The organism is Lachnoclostridium phytofermentans ISDg, assembly GCF_000018685.1.
Taxonomy (GTDB): Bacteria; Bacillota; Clostridia; order Lachnospirales; family Lachnospiraceae; genus Lachnoclostridium; species Lachnoclostridium phytofermentans.
In genome coordinates, this window is the sequence record NC_010001.1 from 3,125,928 (window position 1) to 3,146,528 (window position 20,601).

Below are 20,601 nucleotides of genomic sequence, written 5' to 3' on the forward strand. Positions count from 1 at the left end.
CTTATGAAATATTGAAATAAGATATAAGGTTGCTTAATTTTTTTGATAAAATTTATATACATATAGTTATTATATTATATCATTCTGTTAAATATTTACAACCTTTTCATACCTTTCTATTTCTCTATTTCTCATCTGTTTCTCATCTGTTTCTCATTAAGCTTATAAAGATTATTTAATAGGGAAATTGCATTAGTTTCCATCATTAAAAAACTGTAGACAAATTGTCTACAGTTTTTTATAGTCTCATTCTGTTATTAGCTTTTAGAAAAGTCACCTATTTTGCCAAGATGTTCCCCAATCGTAAAATAATTATTTGGTGAATAAACAACAGGATTAATTTTTCGTAGATCAAAAATTTCCATGTTCCTAATATCGTCCGACATATTAATATTGGCAATTTCACCGAAATAAGTCATTGTTTCGCCAACCTCTGTTGTAGTTAAGACCTTACACTCAAAGCTATATTTAGCATCTAAAAGTAACGGTACATCAAGTGCCACTCCACGCTGTGTGCTGTATTGTATGTTTTCAAATAAATCTTTTTTATATGTACCACGATTAAACTGTTCGGCAAGTGGCAATAGGTCAGGCGTTAATACGGTTGCGGAAAATAAGCCAGTCCTTGCGATGTTATCTTTTGTTTTTTTCACACCCCAAATACTTACCACCAAGCAAGGTGGTGGTCCCCATGTATAACTTACCCATGAAATCGGACAAAAACGCTCCTTACCATCCGGATCATAAGTTCCTATAAGCATAACTTGCTGTGTGAAAAATCCAGGATCTTGATTCTCATATTTAGGCATTTTCAAAGTCCTCCATGATAAAATCTTGATTAGCAAGACCATGATAATAGTTCGCTTTGTGTGCAGTGAATTTGTAAACGCAATAATCTTGCGTGTCTATGCCTTCTGGATAATAAACCTCAAAGCCCTCTCGCCACAGCATAGCTTTATGTTCACGGTCTGTCATTACCTGCGTATCCCCTACTAACATCAGACCCTTGAATTGATTTTCGTTACAAAAATACACGCTTGCCTTAGAGTTATGCAAAAACTGTTGTGTTCGGTGCGAGGATACATTGGTGGAGAAGTAATGTGTAAACAAATCATCGTGTTGTAAAGAAAGCATTGCTTTTATACAGGGATAACCATTCCCATCTACGGATGAAACATATGCAACTTTTGCATTTTCAACTAATTCATTAATTTCGTTTTTAATTTGTTTCGTCATATTGTTCGCTCCTTCTCATTTAGATTATCGAGCACTCTTAACAGAGTTTTTTCAAAGGCTATGATTTCCTCGTCTGTAAAACCAGCATAATAAATTCCGTTCATCTTCATCGATACCTTTTCGTACTCATCACTTAATGCCCGAGCATTTTCGGTTAGCGTAATGCGTATCTGTCGACGGTCAGATTTATCAAATACACGTGTAACAAGTCCGGCATTTTCCATACGGTCAAGCATGCTTGTAAGTGTTGTCTTCGCAAGCCCAGTTTTTCGTGCAAGTTCTACAATTGGAATATTTTCTGTCTGCCACAACACGTAGAGAATTCTCCCCTGCGCTCCGTTAAAAGCATCAACATTAGCATCTGCCAGTAGCTTTTCAAAGATTCTGCTGCCAACTTGCTTAATTTGCGATATCAAAAAACCGCCATCAGTCTTTCTAATTGCTCTCACCTCCGTTCTATATAATATAGTACTATATAGTATTATTAAAGTCAATAATAAAGAATTTATACTCTTAAATTTTTAAGACCTAATAAAATACTAAATCAGATCCTACTTTTAATATTTGCTCTATAGCTATTTTTCAAGTAAAACATTATAATTATCATTAGCGTAAGAACTTATATTGGAAGAGCCCATTTTTATAATACGAAAATCACAAGTTGCTTTTAAATATTAAAAATAGCTCTTTTGTCAGTGTGTTGGTACGTGGTCCCTTGAAACCCGAACCCAACACATTTAACAAAGAGAGCCATATTAAAACAAGATGAATTAGCAAGTAATTCACTTTTCATAAATAACAGAACTTTTGCTTCATAGCTTGAATACTTATCTATTTTGTAAAAGAACCCTTTTTATTAATTTCTTCTAGCATCAGATCATGCTCATATAAAATCTCAAAAAACAACCCAATCAAACAATCTATTCAACCGTTAAATCACAAAGGGTTGCTTGTAGAAACTCTATAAGTTCCTCTCTCGGTATTAATAATTGACAACCACGTACCCCGGCACTTACGGTAATTTCATCAAAAAGAATTGCGGTTTCATCTACATAGGTTGGGAACTTCTTTCTCATGCCAATTGGAGAGCAACCACCACGAATATATCCAGTAAGACCAAGAAGATCTTTTACCGGAGCAAGCTCGATCTTCTTATCTCCAATTATGTTTGCGACCTTTTTTAGGTCAAGTTCTTCTGCCACCGGAATACAAAAGACGAGATATCCCTTTTTCTCTCCATGTGCCACTAGAGTTTTAAATACCTGTTCTACAGGCATTCCTATCTGCTTCGCAACATGGACTCCGGCGAGATGGTCTTCCTCTACTTCATATTCCATTGCTTTGTATTCAATTCCAGCTTGAGTTAGCATACGCATAGCATTTGTAATCTTCATTTATTTCACCATTCCTGTATAAGATTCATACAAGGAAAAGTACGCAAAGCGTACTTTTCCTTATTGAAAACTTAGGTTTATTCTTCTTCACATACCATAAGTTCTGTATGCTTCATTTGTTCATGAAGAGGCTTTCTTACCTTCTTTCTTGTAATCTCTACAAGGTTTAGGGCAGTCATATCCACTAAGGTTGTTTTTATCGGATCTTTTCTTAGGTATTCATCAAATACTCTTAGTAATTGTGTCTTTGCATCCTCTGATATCATATCAATAAAGTCAACGATAATAATTCCCGAGAGATTACGCAGACAAATCTGAGCAGCTATTTCCTCTGCTGCCTCTAAGTTCACCTTCAAAAAAGTCTCCTGAACGTTCTTTTTCTTTGATACTGCTTTGCCAGTATTCACATCGATTACCGTTAAAGCTTCCGTTGGCTGAATTACTAAGGAACCACCGCATGGAAGCCAAACCTTTTCTCGTAGTGCACGGGATAATTTTGTTTCAATACTATAAAGTTTTGAAAGTGCTAATAGTTTATCCTGATAGAATGTAAGTTTTCCAATATCTTCCCGCTGATGTTCTGTCAGATATTCTTTGATTTCATCATATAAAGATAAATCATCTGTAATGATAGCTTCTAAGTCCTTTGCAAAACCATCTCGAATCGCACATAAAAATGGTTGTAAGGTCTTATAAAGAAGTGAAAAACGATTTCGATAGATTCCATAGGTTAAGATGCGGTCGTATTGCTTCTTTAATTGCTCTATTTCCTCAACAATTAAATTATCCTCTGCTTCCACCGCATTTGTTCTTAACACAAAACCATATTGTTCTCCAAGGAAAGGTGAGACTAAACTTCTTAAACGCTTTCTTTTCTGTTCCGAACCAATCTTTGAAGAGATTCCAATCGTTTTTGTTCCATGCATCAGTACTACATATTTTCCAGTGAAAGCAATACTTGTAGTTACAACTGGTGCCTTGGTTTTAATATCTTCTTTAATTACTTGTACCACTAATTCATCCCCAATGTTTACCTTATCACTGGACTTCGCATGCGTAAAGATGGGGTTCACAACATCGGCTAGAGGTAGATAACACATCTTCCTATCTGATATTTCTACAAATGCAGCATTGATATTTTTTACAATATTTTTTACCTTACCAATATAAATATTGCCAAGAGATGATACCTCTTCCTCACGGTCGACATTTACCTGAATCATCTGATTGCCTTCATATAATGCAGTCACAATATTATCATCCATTTTCGTAACAATCAGTTTACCACTCATTATAAGCCTTCCTTTACTTCCATAGTCACATCTGTTGCAACTAGTGGATAGTTTTAATATATCCTTGAATATTTTTTAATTATCCTACATTATTCCCACTTTACCTAATGGATCAAGCTTTAATGCATAACTTTCTTTTTGTTCCACAGCTAGAATCATTTCTTCAATTGTTTTTCCGTGGTCAGCAACATTTGCGTAAGTCTCCATACGGTGATATTGAAATGCAAATGTTTCAAATTTGATACCATACTTTTCACAAAATGCTTCCATAACAAGCTCAGGCTTAATGTTAATAACACTACCTGTCGCTAAGCATAAAAACACACGTATACCAGTTTCATAAGTATCTGCATGTTCTATTCCATTCACAGTATTCGTAACCTTAAGTTCTTTGCCTGTGGAAAGAAATTCTTCATCCGTGATTCCATAATGGAAAATATAAGGACGGATGTCCATTTCCTTTTCACTTTTTTTCGTCTTTTTGTTGATTACGATCTGATTCTGATGATAAAACTCAGAAAATAATTTATGAAACTCATCTTTATCTAGTATTTGCCCATTTTCCTTCTTTAACTCATAACCATCTTTTAAGGAAACTAAATAATCTGCTGCTGCCACAAGTGACATCGCTGTCTCTCTCTTTTGATTTGGTAAAGGTTCTTTTAAAATCTTAGCTTCTGTTATCGCAAAACCTTCATTCATAACAGCATTTAAACTGTTGATAATAGCTTCCTCAGACTCTACTACATTAAAATCAACGTCTACATACTCTCCATCACTAGTTAACCCAACACCAAGTGGTGCTGCAAAAGACATGATCTGATGTGGATTAAATCCCTGGCTGTAAGCCACATCGATTCCCGCTCGTCTATTAGCCTTTTGAAAATAGCGCATTACATCTAAGTGGCCGATGAATTTTACCACACCATATTTAGAAAATTTTATTCTTACTTTCATTTGATTAATCCCTTCCTATCAATAAACTATATAAATTGAACTTTAGTTTTCTGTTGTTTCAGATGTGAAAATGCTTGTGTATATGGCATTTTTACACTTGAAACAGTGTAGAAATCCTAGCAATTTATATTGCCGTTATCTGTATGCGCCTCAAAGCATATTCCACCTTGAAAAGCCGCAGCACCACAGCCAGAACAAGACATCTTACAGTTTGGAGTTACCGTTTCTTCTATTGCATGTTCATATTCCTTACGAAGGAATTTCTTCGTAACACCAATATCAATGAAGTCCCAAGGGAAAATTTCATCTTCACTTCGTTCTCTACTTGTATAGAAGGCGATATCTACGCCATTTTCTTCAAACACTTCCATCCAAGTTTTATAGTTAAAATACTCTGACCAAGCATCGTAAATACAACCCTTTTGATATGCATCATAGATGGATTTCGCAATTTTACGATCACCTCGTGCGAAAATACCTTCAAGAATCGTAACTTCTGCATCATGCCAATTGTAACGAATACTCTTATAGTTTAATTGTTCCTTCATCTTACCATTTAAGAATCGTTGCTTTTCCCCGAATTCTTCTCTGGTCACCATTCTTGACCACTGGAATGGGGTAAATGGTTTTGGAACAAAGAAGGAGGTACTTGCAGTAATCTGCGCCTTACCATTTCTCTCTTCTTTTGGAATAGTATAATACTCTCTTGCTATCTTATCAGAAATCGTAGCAATTCCTTCAATATCTTCCATTGTTTCTGTTGGAAGACCTAACATGAAATAAAGTTTCACCTTATTCCATCCTGCAAGGAACGCATCCATCGCACCTTTTAAAATCACTTCTTCGGAAAGTCCTTTATTAATTACATCACGAAGACGCTGGGAACCTGCCTCTGGTGCAAAGGTAAGACTACTCTTTTTGATATCCTGCACCTTACTCATAACATCAAGTGCGAACGCATCAATACGAAGAGATGGTAGAGAGATATTCACACCATTCTTCTTGAACTCATCGATTAAGTAATAAACGAGTTCTTGAAGTTTATCATAATCACTGGAGCTTAGAGAACTAAGAGATATCTCTTCATGTCCGGTAGATTCAATCATATCTTTTGCTAAGTCTTTTAGATAATCAACATCTCTTTGTCTTGTTGGTCGGTATAACATACCAGCCTGACAGAAACGACATCCACGAATACATCCACGTTGAATTTCAAGTACCACACGATCCTGAATTGACTTAATATAAGGTACTAACGGTTTTCTAGGATAATACGTATCACTAACGTTCATCACTATCTGTTTCTTTACCTTATCTTTTGCAAACTCATTATTTGGAGTCATAGAAGCAATGGTTCCATCCTCCTTATATGTTACATCATAAAAAGCTGGAACATAGATGCCCTCAATCTGTGCAACGCGCTTTAAGTAATCTGCTCTGCTACCTCCTGCTGCCTTGTTCTCCTTATATGCATCAAGTACCTGATCGTATACTGTTTCACCTTCCCCGATGTAAAACATATCAAAGAAATCTGCGATAGGTTCTGGGTTATAAGAACATGGTCCACCACCAATAATGATAGGATCCTCATCTGTTCTATCTTTTGCATAGATTGGAATTCCTGATAAATCTAAGATTTGCAGAATGTTGGTATAACACATCTCATATTGTAATGTAATTCCTAGAAAGTCAAAATCCTTTATCGGATCCTGAGACTCAAGAGCAAACAATGGTATGTTCTTCTCTCTCATAATCTTGTCCAAATCCGTCCATGGAGAGTATACACGTTCGCAATAAGTATCTTCTCTTTGATTAAACATATCATAAAGAATCTGAATACCAAGGTGTGACATACCAACTTCGTATACGTCAGGAAAACACATACAAAAACGGATATCTACCTTTTCCTTATCTTTAACCACCATATTTACTTCGTTACCGATATAACGAGCTGGCTTATCTATCGTTAATAGTATTTCATCGGATAATGCTAGCTTTTTCATTAAAATCCTCCTTTTAACCAACATGACTGCTTATAGAAATTACTGCCACCGTTTGAATTTTGGTGTCAGCACAATATTCTCTTTGTAAAAATAGCAATATTTTATGTTATTTTTTCCTCTAACAAATCATCTGCCAAAGCCTGTCCTAATTTTTAGTCCATTATTCATTATAACAAAAAAGAGTGGAGATATCCACCCTTTCATTGAAACGTATTTTACTTTTCTATTTGCGAATCATTTTTATCAGATTGGAATAAATCTGTTAGCTTCTGTTCTAAAGATTCTACATACTTATTATATCTAACTTCTTTTATAACACTATCTGTGCTTTGGCCAAACACATTAACAGAAAACATCCGTCCCAGAAATAATAATAGAAACAGAAAGCATGCCATAATGATTCTTCCAAATAAACCTTTAAAGTAACGAGTACTCTTAGACTTACTATCAGAAGTTTGATGAAGTGTCCTCGATTCCCCGAATCTAGGTAATATTCCCGCCTTTTCGCCAAGTCCACTGCTATTATCCTCTAAGTCATTCTTACTCTGATCTTGTCGTTTTTCTGGCTGTTTTTCTCGTTGTTTTTCCCGTAGTACTTCACTTATTTCTTCAACTTGCTCCATAACCAAACCTCATTTCTGCGCATACTTCCGTGAAAAGGTTCAACCTTGGATTTGTTATCACACAATCTCTTATTTGAAAAATATCATTCTTTTCACACTATTCCTAACAGCATGCTCGTACAACACTTTGGTTAATTCTATGCAAAGGACTAGAAATTATGACTACAGTCAGATAAAACATCCTCTTTAAATACAAAAGATTGATCTAAATTGTCCTGATTAGTTACCGAAACATTCTTAAAGAAAATCTGATTTGCATTCTTAATCTCGATTGCTTTCTTCGCTTGAATCATAACATTTTCTAATATGATATCATGGATTGGCATCTGCTCTAGCCCATCAATTTTAATTGCTTGTCCTGCTCGAAGACAGTTTACATCACGGATGGTTATATTCTTAAACTCTGGTATATCCTCTTTCGAAATCGTATCTGGTTCATCAGACGCTTGATGGTCTAAACGGAATAAGGTATAACCCATGGTAAATATAATTGCGTCTTCTTCAATATCCGTCATCTGAATGTTACGAATTGTAATATCCTCCACAACTCCACCGCGTCCAATCGCACTCTTAAAACGTATTCCTGTATCGGTACCTAAAAATAAGCAATTTTCTATTACAACATCTCGTACGCCACGGGACATCTCACTACCAATTACAAATCCACCATGTCCATGATATACGACACAATCTCTAATGCGAACGTGTTCTGTTGGCACGGTAATTTTTCTTCCAATCGCATTTTTACCGGATTTTATGCAAATAGCATCATCACCAACATCAAATTTCACTCCGTAGATGTCAACGAAACGACAAGACTCTAAGTCAAGTCCATCACCATTTTGAGCAAAATTAGCATTACGAATAAACGCATTTCGAAGGGTTAGATTCGTACAAAGTAATGGGTGAAGGTTCCAAGCGGGTGAATTTTGAAGTGTAACTCCTTCTATTAATATCTTATTACAGCGAACTAAGTTCGTCATAACTGGACGGTAGAGATCATAGTTTGGAGCTGCCTTCTTAAGTGCATCTGGATCTTCAACACTTACTTCTCCTTCTAAACAACCTTCATAAGAAGTTTTACTAGGATACCAGATACCGCCTTCTTTCGTATCAATTACATAAGGACTCTTCTTTAAACGTGCTTGCCACTGTTTCTTCGTTACCTTAAACTCTTTTAATGGACGCCATTCGTGACCATTACCATCAATAACACCTTCACCAGTAATTGCAATATTCTCTTCATCAAATGCATGGATTGGAGAAACCGCACGAAGTCTTGGTTGTCCCTCATAATTAGTAAGAATAATTGGGTATTCTTCTGGATTCTTATCGAAGGTAATTAATGCACCCTTTTCTAGATGAAGGTTAATATTTGACTTTAAAGTAATAGGACCTGTAAGCCAGATGCCTTCTGGAACGTTAACCGTACCACCACCGAGCTTTGATAACTCCGTAATTGCTTGATTGATTGCAGCTGTATTCGATTCAATACCCCCAGACACTGCCTTATAATCTGTAATACTCACCTGTCTATCTGGAAAAACCGGTAATTCAACAGTAAATGTTTGCATTCATACTCTCCTTTTTTAATCTCACACACTATCGTAATAAATAATTTTCAAACCTTTCTCCTAGAATACTATGTACTAAATGATTTGAAAACTGGAATAGTAGTATTATACATTGATTTTCTCTATGATTCTACAAAGTTTCTATAGAATATCATGTTAAATTACTGATTTTTTATCTTTAGAATTTCCAATATTTTCTGATTGCTGGATTTTGTATCTTCTTTCAGGTTATTTATGAATTAGCTCAATAATAACACAAGAGCTTTCAGGCAAACATCTTATGGAAAAATCAATATTTTGTATCTATGCCTCTTCTAAACCATATGGACAAACAACCATACACAAACCACACGCGTTCTTTCTACCAAGTTTCTCTAATGATAGGCTTCTCTTTTGATTGCATAAAGAATAATCTATTATCTCACATCGCTTTCTATCAATTTCCCAATCCACACCTTTCAGCGCCTTATATGGGCATATGCCAACACAGAGATTACAATCATGTGGGCAATGGCTTTTTGTTATTGCCTCCCCATATTCAAATACATTATCAATTAATACAGCAGATAGTCTAACCCTAGGACCATATTGTTTTGTTATTAGTACATCATTTTTTCCAATCCAACCAAGTCCAGCTTGTATTGCAGCATATTTAAAAGAAAAAGGTGCAATTAAATCAGTTTCATTCTTCTGTGCTACTGGAGGTATGAAGTACTTAGATTGATTTTTATATAAAACTTTTTCTAGTTCCTGTAATAATGTATTTAATTTCTGTCTAGCAGTTTGTATTTCCTGCTCTAACCTCTTTTCAGAATACATTTCAAGTGTTAATTTACTTTCATAAGGCATTGCTAATACTAAAGCTGATTTAAATTCACGTGAGTATTCACTATAAGAGATATCTGTAAATCCATATAGTAAACCATCTTGTTTCTTTAACAAGTCTGCCATATCGTTTATGAGCACAGTAATACCTCCTAAATTTTTTCTTTCCTATAGGTCTGGTAGTCTTAATCCGTCTCTATATTTTAATATTTTAACATAAAATTTAAAATTTTTAATTAAAAAAACTACGATAGCATCTTTCTTCTTCCATGCTACCGTAGCTTTTTATATCAATGATTATTATTTATTTTTTTCTTTAAGGAAGTTTTCTAATTGAGTATTTGCCTCAGCTACTACTTGATCAATACCATTGTCTTTTAGTTTCTGTATAAATTCCGGTAATTTTGTTGCTGGATCAATAGAACCGGTATTAAGTGCAAGATCAAATTCTTGAGCAACATTTGCTAATGCAGCCAATTGATTCTCAACGCTCGTTGCATTAAAACAATATCCAAGGATTGGAACTTCACTACATCCTCCATAATAAGCCTTAAAATTATCCCAGAAATCAAGCCCCTGACCTTCCAGTGGAGGAAGAAGGGTAATATTACCCATACCATTAGTCCAAGGAGAATAAGAGGTACGAGCATCTTTATTAAGTCGAGCTTCGCCACCATTCACTATGTCATAATGAACACCTTCAATACCATAGTCTAATAAAGTCATAAGATATGGATCGGTATTTAACAGATTAAGGAACATGAGTGCTCTTTCCGGATTCTTGCAACCCGCAGATATAGCCATCATAGCACCTTGAGAAACTGCGGTATCAAGATAAGCAGGTGTGACAGGAACCATTTGTACATCTATTCCACGTCGTGCACTTGCCTCAGCTTCATATCCAAGAGAATAGCTTTGTGTACCTATGAGATATTTTCCTGTATCCTGAGCTGCAACACGAGCATCATTTGCCTGGTTGCGAATAGCCATCTTAGGATCAATATATCCAGCTGAATAATATTCACGAGTCTTTTCAACAAATTTCTTATATTCAGGTGTCTCAAATTTACTAAGTATCTTATTACCATAGATACCTTCTTTAGCAGTATCTGTAGGATTCATATAGTATGAAAGCATATTACTGATTCCGGAGTCACCGGCAACGATAATCGAATTATTTACCATTCTTTCCAGAACCATACCCTCAACATTAAGCGGATAGAAGTCATTACCTTCTCCTTCTTTTACAGTCTTAAGAATCTTGTCAAAGCCATAATAATCTGTATTCTTAATATCATCAATCGTATAGCCGTATTTCTCTAACAACGTTACATTCACGTCCCAACAGTTCTGAGTAGCGCTATCCTTATAGCCTGGAATAGCATATACACCTAAACCATCATTTCCTTGAACGGTAGCGCCTGTTTTTAAAACGTCAGGAAGCAATTTCCATATGTCTTTAGCATATTTTTCAATGAAGTTATTCCCCTCTTTATCAAGGCGAAGCCAAGCACCATTTCTTGCATATGCATTGTATTCATCCTGAGTCCAGGAGCAAGTGAAATAAATATCCACGTCATCGCCGCCACTAATGGAGAGAACTACGTTATCATTGAAGTCACCCCATGTACCCCAGATTGGCTTCAAGGTTACATTTAATTTATCCTTTAGGTATGCGTTAGCTTTTTCCAATACAGCCTTATCATCGGTAACAGTACTTCCATGGAGATACCAGGTTAATGTAACTGGCTTTGATATATCAACCCCATTTACGTTTTTACTTGAAGCTCCTTTGTCATTAGTTTTGCCACAACCAGAAAGTAGTGCAGTCAGCATCACGATTGTCAGGACAATTGATAGTACTTTTTTCATTGTATAGCCCTCCCTAGATTTTTTTATGTAAGCGACTTCTTAAAACAGCCGTTCTTACCCTTTTACTGATCCTATTGTAAGACCCGATATGATAAACCGCTGGAAGAATGGATAGGCAAAGGCAATCGGTACTACAATAAGTACAGCAAGCGCCATTCTTAAATTTTGCTGCGGTAAATCATGTACAAGCTTTGAAATCTCCGAACCCAGCATGGCGGCATTCCTGGTTAAAAAGTCAATCTGATTCTGCGTTCTCATCAGCAAATACTGCAGTGGATAAAGACTTTCAGTTCGGATATACAGCATTGCTAGATACCATTCATTCCAGTATGCCAGTGCATTCAGTAATGCAATGGTAGCAATTCCGGGCTTTGCAATCGGAACGATTATTTTGAACAAGGTGTTATATTCTCCGCTGCCATCAATTGCTGCAGCTTCAATGATATCCGTCGGCACCGAACTTTGAAAGAAAGTACGCATAACAATAATATTAAACGGATTAAATAACGCCGGTACAATTAACGCCGCATAATTATCGCTTAAGCCCAAGATATTCTTACTAACATAATAGGTTGGTACTAAGCCTCCCCCAAACAACATAGTAAAGAAACAGAAGAAGGTAAAGAATTTTCGATACTTAAAATCCTTTCGGAATAATGGATAAGAATATAGTACACAAATCAAAACACTTAATATCGTACCCAGAATAGTAATAAAAAAGCTGTTAAAGTAGGCACGCCAAATTGCTTTGCTGGAATTGAATGCGAATTTATATGCTTCCAGTGACCATTTGGTCGGGGTAAAGGAGTATCCAATCTCTCGTATACTCTCTTCTGAAGTAAAAGAAATAATGACAACAAATATAAACGGAACAACGCAAATCAAACAAAAGAGACCAAGTATAATATTAATGCCAATCTCAGTAGGCAGGTTGATTGAATTAATTCTAGACTTACGCTTTGAAACAATTTTTACCGTATCAGATTTCATGATTCTCCTCCTTCTAGAACAAACTGCTTTCTTCATCTATTCTGCGTACGATTGAGTTAGCAGTTATGACACAGAAGAAACCAACTACATTCTGCAACAGACTGGCTGCCGTACTCATACCAGGATTATTAGTAGCCATAAATGCACGATATACGTATGTATCCAAAACCTGTGTGGCAGGGAACAGAGGTCCATTGTTTTGAGGTACCTGATAAAACAACCCGAAATCAGAATTAACAATACGTCCTACACTCATGATAAACAGGATGATAATCATGGTTTTTAAATGAGGAATTGTTATATATCGGATCTGCTGCTTTTTATTCGCTCCATCAATACTTGCTGCTTCATATTGCGAGGTGTCTATACCCGTAATTGCTGCCAAATACAGAACTGTGGAATAGCCGATATTCTTCCAAAGGTAAGCAACCGTCAGAAGGATGGGCCATGGCTTGCTAACAAAATACCATTGGGTTGCCTCTATTCCCCACTGCTTCTGAAGGTGATTGATAAGACCGTATGTCGGGTCCAAAAAAGCCATTAAGAAATAACTTGCAACAACCCAGCTTAGAAAGTAAGGAAAGAACATCAAGGTCTGATAGGCTTTTGCTACGAACTTTTTGGTTAGCAAGCTTAACATAATCGCGAAAGATACTGCGATGACAGTTCCAAGCACAATCCATAAAGCATTATAGCCAACTGTGTTCCTAATCATTTTCCAGGAGTCCGAGGTTGTAAACAAAAACCCGAAGTTTTTAAAACCTACCCAATCGCTATGTATAATATTGTTAAGTAGAGTTGGATTTTTCGTGTAAATGGTAAATTTCTGAAACGCAATTACGATACCGAACATCGGTAGATATCGCAACAGGATAAGCCAAATCGCTCCTGGAGCAAGCATACTTAGTAAAATAATATTTTTTTTCTTTTTCGCAAAACCCTTTGAAGGCGGCTTTCTAGGCACCATCGAATCAGACATTTTATTACTCCTCCCTTAAAAAGCTCTTCACTAATATATGCAAATCGCCCAATTAAACTTTATTTTTCACTAGTTTTTTGTTGTATTTCTATATACATATTACCATATTTTAGTAATATGTCATGAAAAGAACTTGTTCTTTTTTGCTTAGTATTGTTATCTTGCATAACCTGGTTTAGATAATTTCATTTATTGACATTATTATTAAAGATATTTTCATTATAAATGAATATAAAAATGAGTCTGAGTCCTACATATAGAAATTACGAAATTTTATATAATTAAGTATATTTTTGAATTTTTGAATTTTATAAATTAGGTATATTTGACATTTCCATTTTTTTATGTATAATCTTCTTCATAATTTATAAATATGTTATACATAAGGGTTAATTTATATGGAGAAATTACAAAGAAAATCGAAACTGCAGTAAATGAAAAAAAGAATATTTGATTTAAGAAGTGGGGGATGAATCATGTTTAGAGAAAATGCAAAAATTGTAAAAGTCGCTTATTTGCCTATTTTTAAAATCTGGCATGCGGGAGATGTGCCCGGAGACTTATTAACAGACGTAAATCTTGCTTTTGGTGAAATAGCACCCGATTCGACCATTCAAGTAAATCCAATCAAAGAATTAGACCTTCCAAAAGAATTAGAAATATTGAAACAAAATTATCCTAATCTTAGGATTAATCTAGCTATCGGAGGTTGGGGTGCAGATGGTTTTTCTGATATGGCTTTTACTAAGGAAACCCGTTCTGTTTTTATTAACAGCATTGTTTCCTATCTGGAAGCTTATGACCTGGACGGTGTCGATATTGACTGGGAATATCCTACAAGAGATCATTCAGGACTAATTAAGGCACGTCCTGAAGATACTGAAAATTTTATACTTTTGATGAAAGAAATACGCTCTAAATTCAATGAGCTTTCTAAAACAAGCGATAAAAAGTACACCTTATCATTTGCAGCACCTGCGGGTGATTGGGCTGTGGAGACTTTTGGAATAAAAGAAGTAAGTAATACTGTAGATTATATTAATCTTATGGCATATGATTATGTAGGTCCATGGTCCAGGGTAACCGGACATCATAGTAATTTAATGGAATGCAAAGAAGCACCTAATCATATAAGTACATATCAGGTAATACAAAATTATCTTAAAGTTTGTAATCCTGAAAAATTAGTCTTGGGTATTCCTGCTTATGGATATGGATGGAGAGGTGTTGCATCTGAGAATCATGGACTATTCCAAGCTGCAGAAGCCGCGATTTCACATGAAGAATCGGATTTTACCTATAACAATTTAAAGGAAAATTATATTTCTAAAAATGGTTATACCAGATACTGGGATGATATCTCAAAAGCCGCCTGTCTGCATAATGGTGATATTTTAATTACTTATGAAGATTTAGAAGCAATTCGATACAAGGTTGATACTGTGAAGAAACTGCGATTAGGCGGTATGATGTATTGGGAGCAGACTCAAGATCTTACAGGTGATATTATTAAAACGATTTCAGAAGGATTAGAGAATCAGTAAATTTTTGTTGTACCGTCCTTAATGTAACAGTAATCTGTTTTCTGTATTGTGATTCATATGATAAATACCATGAATTCAAGATTCTGATTATCATGATGCTGTAGAAACGGCAGCCCACATTTTAGTAGAGTGGTGTCTGCCGTTTTCTAATGCAGGTTATCCTCAATTAGAAGATGAACCGCCCGTCCAGTTGAGAGAAAAAGGGGATATTAATTCAGTAACTCGTCATTTTCCCCCATAGCAATCAATGTCTCAATAAAGGTAAAATGCTGGTCATTTTCCCATAAGATAAAATGAGCACCTGGATCAACCCGGAGCCAATCCTCAATCGCTTTTGAAGGTTTTGATGCATCTCTTTTTATATTAATCTCCGTTTTTGGCTCTTCAAAATATGAAAATAAGATATTCTCATGTAATCCAATGGATTGATACTTATCTCCAACAAGAAGCCCCTCGTCTGTGATAGCAACATGGTGATATACGTACTCAAACATGGTATCCGATTTTAGATATGCAATCCTACCTCTTCTTAACTCCGGTCTTGTAGCTCTTTTCCAATCCTCTACTCCTTCAGGAATGCAGTGCCAATAAATATGATGCATTCTTACCCAGTCTCGTGGAGCATCTTCCCCAGGCCATTTTGCTAGGCAGCTATGTAAATTTCCAAAGACTTCTTCTGGTGATAGTTTATCTCCAATCGCTTCATAATAAGCAAATAGCATATTTTCATGGCGATAGAGACAGGCGGTCATCACTTTATGTTCCAATATTAGTTTCCTAATGTGTACTTTTGTTTCCGCTAATTTTTCCTCTAAATTAAAATCTCCATCATAGGAAATATGTCCACGGTAATGGTATCGAAAAATCATATCTTTCATAAACTTTCATCTTCGATGTGAAGAAACTCTTCCTTCACATTTTCCCTTTCTGTATAATCGGTAATAATATTATTAAATAATTCATCAAAAGACTATTTTACCTTTTTTATCCTACTCACTCATAATTAGATTCTGTTCACAAACGAACCCGAGCATAACTCTGTCATGACATGAAACTTCCATTATCCCCAAAGTGATCTCTGTATATTTTAATATTATTACTACCTCATTATATCGTTTACTTTAATGAAATGGAAGTTTCTTTTTATCAAGGAAAAGTACACTATACAAACTTTGTTTACTATCATCTTTCTAATACTACAAACTATTTTTCTATTATACCTCTAATTTATCTATTAGTTATTTAATGGCCTCATAATCGGAAATAATACTGTATCTCGTAGATTCTCCTGCCCAGTAATTACTTGCAGAAAACGGTCTACCCCCATACCCCAACCAGAGATTGGTGGCATACCATACTCCATTGCGGTGATGTAATCATAATCCATTGTCATTGCTTCCTCATCACCATTTGCCTTAGCCAGCGCTTGTTCCATAAGACGCTTCTTTTGTTCTACTGGGTCGACAAGCTCTGAATACGCGTTAATAACCTCTGCCCCATTGATTATCAATTGAAAACGATCCACTATTTCTTTATTGTCGTCATTTGCACGAGCTAAAGGAGACAGTGATGTTGGATGCTCCGTTAAAAAGGTTGGGGAGATAATCTTCGGACGGCTAACTTTTTTGTATAGTAAATCAATGAGATTTCCCTTGCTTAGCTGCTCTATTGGGGTTTCAGAATGCAGTTCGATTCCTTCTTCCTTTATCTTATCTAATAAACTTTCTGTGTTGGAATATGCATTGATATCAATACCACAGTCTTTTATCAATAATTCACGAAATGTAACAACCCTCCATTCCCCTGAAAAATCGATACTTTGACTACCTACCTTAATCAGAGAACTTCCAAATACCTTCTTTATCACAGTAGCAAGCATAGTCTGCAAGAATTTCATGTTATCAGTATAATTATAATATGCACAATAACCCTCTAACATTGTGAAATCTTGCAAATGAGTTGCATCCATGCCCTCATTACGAAAGCACCTAGCAAATTCAAATACCTTAGGAATACCACCTACAATACATCGTTTTAGATAGGTTTCTGGTGCAATTCTTAAGTTTACTTCCATATCGAGTGCATTGTGATGAGAAATAAATGGACGTGCAGTTGCTCCTGACGGTTTATCATTTAATACTGGTGTCTCTACTTCAAGATATCCAGAATCTTCTAAGTATCTTCTTATTTCCTTTATCATTTGAAATTTTAATAAAAATCGGTTTCTAGTATCCTCATTCATAATTAAGTCAAGATATCTCTGACGATAGCAACTATCTTTATCAGTGATCCCATGGAATTTCTCTGGGAGTGGTTTGAAAGCCTTACCAAGAAACGTAAGTTTCTGTGCTCGTATCGTCTTTTCTCCTGTTTGCGTAGTGAATATTTCTCCAGATACACCAAGAAAATCACCAATATCAAAACCCTGTCGAAAAAACTCATACGCTTCTTCTCCTACATCATCCCTTCGTATGGCAACTTGTAATTTACCATAAATATCACCAATGTTAACAAAGCAAAGCTTTCCCATCCTTCGGATGGATAATATCCTTCCTGCAACTGATATATCCTTCGTTCCATCCAAAAGTTTAATTGCATCTTTTAATTCATGAGTTACTTGATATCTCTCTGGATAAGGATTTTGATGTTCCTTCACAAGCTCTAACTTTTGTCTTCTGTTTTCTTCCAATTCTTGAATACCCATATAAATCCTCCATTCTTCCGCCACCTAATAATTTGGGTGACTGTACAAATTTGCTGTGTGAAATAACTTTATACAAAGGTTATCCATTGGAGATGCAGGAGTTTTAGAAATTTACAAATACATTATCATTTCCAAATACAATTAGAAGGCGAAGAAACTTCGACTTACGAAACATAATAAGGAATGCCACCTTAGCGGTACATCTTTTATTTACCGGGAAATCAAAAATTTTCCCAATAAATAAAAAAATCCCGTCCTCACAAAAGGACGAGATTAATATCACGTGTTACCACCTTAATTCACTTATTCTTTATAAAATAAGCCTTTACAAGTACGGATTTCCATCGATACTCTGGTGCTATAATGGGCACTCCCATCGTAGTCTCAGCATATTATTTATGCAGTCGGTACGCAGTTCCAAGTCTTTTTTCATTATTGTAGCTGTATCTCATTCCACCAAACTGAGACTCTCTGAAACAGTCAAACAATACTTACTCCTCTTTTCATAACCTTTGTCTATTTAAATTTTTTCCATCTTATCAAATAAAAATTCTATTGTCAATATTTTCTTTTTAAACTACAAACTTATATTCTCTATAAACTTATTTTCTTTTTTATCCATAAAATTATATTTTCTTTTTAAATTCATATTTCTTTTTAATCCATAAGCTTATATTTTCATATTTAATGTTATTAGCTTAATACAAACTCTAATTGACAATCACAAGGTTCTTTCTCTACATGCTCTTTATTGTATTCTATTGCTTCTCTACATCCCATCGCTTTATAAAACGCTTGTGATTCTACAGCTGAATGAGCTGATATATAGAGTTTTTTTGCACCATGCTCTCTTGCCCAATCTGCACAGAGGCGGAATAATAGTTTTCCCACTCCGCTGCCTCTTTGATCAAAAGATACATGAATGCTTGATAAATCCAAATATTCTTTATCTCTACCAAAGATACCACCTTCTACAGATGCAAATCCCTTTAGACAACCATCCGTAAATGTGCCAAATACAACTCCACCCGTTAATACTGTGTTCTTTAGGCAAGACACAAGTATTTTATAGTCCTCTTCTCCCCATTGTTCTAAAAAAGCGATATCTTTGATAACCCATTCACCTTCTATTTTTCTCCAGCACTTTGTAACATTTTGATAACGCTCAAAATGATCGAATAATGATACCTCTATTTCTTCTTCTTTTAGTTTTTTCCACTCCATTTGTTAACCTCCGAGCTTATGTATATTTTTAACTAATATTTTATTTTAGGTACTTAAATGTTAATTAAGACTTCAATAAGTACGTCCATTAAGACTCTTTTCATTAATATGATACAAGCTTTTAGTGCAATGATCTTTTTCTTTAAATTTTTTATTGTCATCAGATATCTCATATTACTAATTTTTTTTAGAAAAAGTACGCTACACAATTTATTTCTTGCCATGATTAATACTCATAGTCAGAAATTACATCAGCACTCAAAAAAGAAAACATCCGCCAATGTTCCATCATCATACTCTGTTCGTGGATATGCTTCAACAAGCTCATATTGCCCGTTAGTATACTCATGAATTACATTGTTCCAAAAATGCACCGATGCCAAATTCGCCGGATGTCGTTTTAGTTGCCATCTTCCTTTATGATTATCCAGTACTTTAAAAAAGGCTTCTTTTCCAACTCCCGAACGGCGGTATTTATACATAACAAAAAACTCAGCCATTTGAAAATCGGTTGGTCGATCATCTACTTCAGGAAGATTAATAACCATTGCAAATCCTGCTAATTTCTCATCAACTAAGATGAAATAAGCCCAACGCTTATCTTCTGTCCAATAATAATCAAGATATTCATAACCATAAAGTCCTAATTTATTTACATCACGTTGATCCCATTGAGAAAATTCATAGTCATATTTCTCTAATAAGTTTTTAAGTATCTCTTTTTCATCTGCGGTAACTTGTTTTAGTTCTACTTTCATTCAGTAACTCCTTAAAAATATAAATAGTCGTAGTTCTCCTTATACGCTTAATGCGAATAACATATAACGTTTACTTAATTCTAATATTTCAATATCTCCATGTTAAATAAAGAAACATGTCGTTAAACCAGTTCCATGAACACATTGGTTGGGTACCACATACTAATATTATTTATTTTTGATATCGATAATATTTACCTTCTATTAAGACAGCTATAGAATCGTCTGTATTTAAAATCCGATATAAGTTTGTACCTTTCTCTAAAAAGGTAGCATCAAGATTTCTTAATTTATAGTTTGGGTTATGTACATTTTTAGAAACAGTAAATTTCACCTTACCAATCTCATCACCGATTTCTGTTAAAGCAACCTCTTCTCTTGGAAACAAGTTATTATAATACGTTATATCATTCACCTTAACGCAGTCAACCCAATCAATTGCATTGGGAAACAAATAATAACGATCGAGTCTTAATGGTTTCCAAAAGATTACTAGAAATAAACCCACGATTAAAACTACAATGACAATAATTTCACTCCATTTTAAAGAGCCTTTCCTTAATCTCTTCCCCATACGAAACCTCCAATTCTAAAAACTCTTCCCTATACCTTCAATTCTACAAACT

At 35.1% G+C, this 20,601-nt stretch carries 19 protein-coding genes and 1 other annotated feature; of the genes, 1 reads left to right on the forward strand and 18 read right to left on the reverse strand.

Annotation, left to right across the window (positions count from 1 at the left end; translation table 11 throughout):
• Positions 1-257: 257 nt before the first annotated feature.
• The 13 genes from CPHY_RS13200 to CPHY_RS13260 form a co-directional block, all read right to left on the reverse strand.
• Positions 258-809, reverse strand: a complete 552-nt coding sequence (locus CPHY_RS13200) for a flavin reductase family protein (RefSeq protein ID WP_012200573.1) — start codon at positions 807-809, stop codon at positions 258-260.
• Positions 802-1,236 (reverse strand): pyridoxamine 5'-phosphate oxidase family protein, encoded by a 435-nt coding sequence (locus CPHY_RS13205; RefSeq protein ID WP_012200574.1) that lies wholly within the window; start codon positions 1,234-1,236, stop codon positions 802-804. The genes CPHY_RS13200 and CPHY_RS13205 overlap by 8 nt, the downstream gene beginning before the upstream one ends.
• Positions 1,233-1,685 carry a MarR family transcriptional regulator gene (locus tag CPHY_RS13210; RefSeq protein ID WP_012200575.1) on the reverse strand — a complete coding sequence of 151 codons (453 nt, stop codon included), beginning with the start codon at positions 1,683-1,685 and terminating at the stop codon, positions 1,233-1,235. The genes CPHY_RS13205 and CPHY_RS13210 overlap by 4 nt, the downstream gene beginning before the upstream one ends.
• Before the next feature lie 471 nt (positions 1,686-2,156).
• Positions 2,157-2,630: a Cys-tRNA(Pro) deacylase gene (gene ybaK, locus CPHY_RS13215; protein WP_012200576.1), complete on the reverse strand. Its 474-nt coding sequence runs from the start codon at positions 2,628-2,630 to the stop codon at positions 2,157-2,159.
• Positions 2,631-2,707: 77 nt separating this feature from the next.
• Entirely contained in the window at positions 2,708-3,922 is a 1,215-nt protein-coding gene (locus tag CPHY_RS13220; protein WP_012200577.1) for a ribonuclease E/G, read from the reverse strand.
• A gap of 84 nt (positions 3,923-4,006) precedes the next feature.
• Positions 4,007-4,879, reverse strand: coding sequence for a TIGR03936 family radical SAM-associated protein (locus CPHY_RS13225; protein ID WP_012200578.1), 873 nt, complete (start codon positions 4,877-4,879; stop codon positions 4,007-4,009).
• A 116-nt stretch (positions 4,880-4,995) separates the two neighbouring features.
• Positions 4,996-6,882: a TIGR03960 family B12-binding radical SAM protein gene (locus CPHY_RS13230; RefSeq protein WP_012200579.1), complete on the reverse strand. Its 1,887-nt coding sequence runs from the start codon at positions 6,880-6,882 to the stop codon at positions 4,996-4,998.
• Between the two features lie 215 nt (positions 6,883-7,097).
• Complete coding sequence (locus tag CPHY_RS13235; protein ID WP_012200580.1) at positions 7,098-7,505, reverse strand: hypothetical protein; 408 nt, start codon at positions 7,503-7,505, stop codon at positions 7,098-7,100.
• 149 nt (positions 7,506-7,654) lie between these two features.
• The gene (locus CPHY_RS13240; protein ID WP_012200581.1) at positions 7,655-9,079 is read right to left on the reverse strand and encodes a glycoside hydrolase family 28 protein; all 1,425 of its coding nucleotides are present in this window, start codon (positions 9,077-9,079) and stop codon (positions 7,655-7,657) included.
• Between the two features lie 303 nt (positions 9,080-9,382).
• On the reverse strand, positions 9,383-10,045 hold the full coding sequence (locus CPHY_RS13245; RefSeq protein WP_012200582.1) for an epoxyqueuosine reductase: 663 nt from the start codon (positions 10,043-10,045) through the stop codon (positions 9,383-9,385).
• A gap of 159 nt (positions 10,046-10,204) precedes the next feature.
• Complete coding sequence (locus tag CPHY_RS13250; RefSeq protein WP_012200583.1) at positions 10,205-11,776, reverse strand: ABC transporter substrate-binding protein; 1,572 nt, start codon at positions 11,774-11,776, stop codon at positions 10,205-10,207.
• Between the two features lie 54 nt (positions 11,777-11,830).
• A complete protein-coding gene (locus CPHY_RS13255; protein ID WP_012200584.1) occupies positions 11,831-12,766 on the reverse strand; it encodes a carbohydrate ABC transporter permease in 936 nt (311 codons plus the stop codon).
• 13 nt (positions 12,767-12,779) lie between these two features.
• On the reverse strand, positions 12,780-13,745 hold the full coding sequence (locus tag CPHY_RS13260) for an ABC transporter permease (RefSeq protein WP_012200585.1): 966 nt from the start codon (positions 13,743-13,745) through the stop codon (positions 12,780-12,782).
• Positions 13,746-14,221: 476 nt separating this feature from the next.
• Here CPHY_RS13260 and CPHY_RS13265 point away from each other — a divergent pair, with 476 nt between their 5' ends.
• Entirely contained in the window at positions 14,222-15,289 is a 1,068-nt protein-coding gene (locus CPHY_RS13265; protein ID WP_012200586.1) for a glycoside hydrolase family 18 protein, read from the forward strand.
• Positions 15,290-15,498: 209 nt separating this feature from the next.
• On the opposite strand, the gene CPHY_RS20875 is transcribed toward CPHY_RS13265, so the two are convergent.
• The 5 genes from CPHY_RS20875 to CPHY_RS13295 form a co-directional block, all read right to left on the reverse strand.
• Positions 15,499-16,167, reverse strand: coding sequence for a hypothetical protein (locus CPHY_RS20875; RefSeq protein ID WP_012200587.1), 669 nt, complete (start codon positions 16,165-16,167; stop codon positions 15,499-15,501).
• Between the two features lie 356 nt (positions 16,168-16,523).
• On the reverse strand, positions 16,524-17,993 hold the full coding sequence (gene lysS, locus CPHY_RS13275; RefSeq protein WP_012200588.1) for a lysine--tRNA ligase: 1,470 nt from the start codon (positions 17,991-17,993) through the stop codon (positions 16,524-16,526).
• A 260-nt stretch (positions 17,994-18,253) separates the two neighbouring features.
• Positions 18,254-18,509: a binding site (T-box leader), on the reverse strand.
• A 177-nt stretch (positions 18,510-18,686) separates the two neighbouring features.
• A complete protein-coding gene (locus CPHY_RS13285) occupies positions 18,687-19,217 on the reverse strand; it encodes a GNAT family N-acetyltransferase (RefSeq protein ID WP_012200589.1) in 531 nt (176 codons plus the stop codon).
• A gap of 251 nt (positions 19,218-19,468) precedes the next feature.
• Positions 19,469-19,975 carry a GNAT family N-acetyltransferase gene (locus CPHY_RS13290; RefSeq protein ID WP_012200590.1) on the reverse strand — a complete coding sequence of 169 codons (507 nt, stop codon included), beginning with the start codon at positions 19,973-19,975 and terminating at the stop codon, positions 19,469-19,471.
• 172 nt (positions 19,976-20,147) lie between these two features.
• Positions 20,148-20,549, reverse strand: a complete 402-nt coding sequence (locus tag CPHY_RS13295; RefSeq protein WP_012200591.1) for a hypothetical protein — start codon at positions 20,547-20,549, stop codon at positions 20,148-20,150.
• Between the last annotated feature and the right edge of the window lie 52 nt (positions 20,550-20,601).

Coding starts and splice junctions, on each gene's coding strand:
- CPHY_RS13235 (WP_012200580.1), bottom strand. CDS start 7,505: ATGGAGCAAGTTGAAGAAATAAGTGAAGTACTACGGGAAAAACAACGA.
- CPHY_RS13295 (WP_012200591.1), bottom strand. CDS start 20,549: ATGGGGAAGAGATTAAGGAAAGGCTCTTTAAAATGGAGTGAAATTATT.
- CPHY_RS13240 (WP_012200581.1), bottom strand. CDS start 9,079: ATGCAAACATTTACTGTTGAATTACCGGTTTTTCCAGATAGACAGGTG.
- CPHY_RS13265 (WP_012200586.1), top strand. CDS start 14,222: ATGTTTAGAGAAAATGCAAAAATTGTAAAAGTCGCTTATTTGCCTATT.
- CPHY_RS13255 (WP_012200584.1), bottom strand. CDS start 12,766: ATGAAATCTGATACGGTAAAAATTGTTTCAAAGCGTAAGTCTAGAATT.
- CPHY_RS13200 (WP_012200573.1), bottom strand. CDS start 809: ATGCCTAAATATGAGAATCAAGATCCTGGATTTTTCACACAGCAAGTT.
- CPHY_RS13290 (WP_012200590.1), bottom strand. CDS start 19,975: ATGAAAGTAGAACTAAAACAAGTTACCGCAGATGAAAAAGAGATACTT.
- CPHY_RS13205 (WP_012200574.1), bottom strand. CDS start 1,236: ATGACGAAACAAATTAAAAACGAAATTAATGAATTAGTTGAAAATGCA.
- lysS (WP_012200588.1), bottom strand. CDS start 17,993: ATGGGTATTCAAGAATTGGAAGAAAACAGAAGACAAAAGTTAGAGCTT.
- CPHY_RS13220 (WP_012200577.1), bottom strand. CDS start 3,922: ATGAGTGGTAAACTGATTGTTACGAAAATGGATGATAATATTGTGACT.
- CPHY_RS13285 (WP_012200589.1), bottom strand. CDS start 19,217: ATGGAGTGGAAAAAACTAAAAGAAGAAGAAATAGAGGTATCATTATTC.
- ybaK (WP_012200576.1), bottom strand. CDS start 2,630: ATGAAGATTACAAATGCTATGCGTATGCTAACTCAAGCTGGAATTGAA.
- CPHY_RS13225 (WP_012200578.1), bottom strand. CDS start 4,879: ATGAAAGTAAGAATAAAATTTTCTAAATATGGTGTGGTAAAATTCATC.
- CPHY_RS20875 (WP_012200587.1), bottom strand. CDS start 16,167: ATGAAAGATATGATTTTTCGATACCATTACCGTGGACATATTTCCTAT.
- CPHY_RS13230 (WP_012200579.1), bottom strand. CDS start 6,882: ATGAAAAAGCTAGCATTATCCGATGAAATACTATTAACGATAGATAAG.
- CPHY_RS13260 (WP_012200585.1), bottom strand. CDS start 13,745: ATGTCTGATTCGATGGTGCCTAGAAAGCCGCCTTCAAAGGGTTTTGCG.
- CPHY_RS13250 (WP_012200583.1), bottom strand. CDS start 11,776: ATGAAAAAAGTACTATCAATTGTCCTGACAATCGTGATGCTGACTGCA.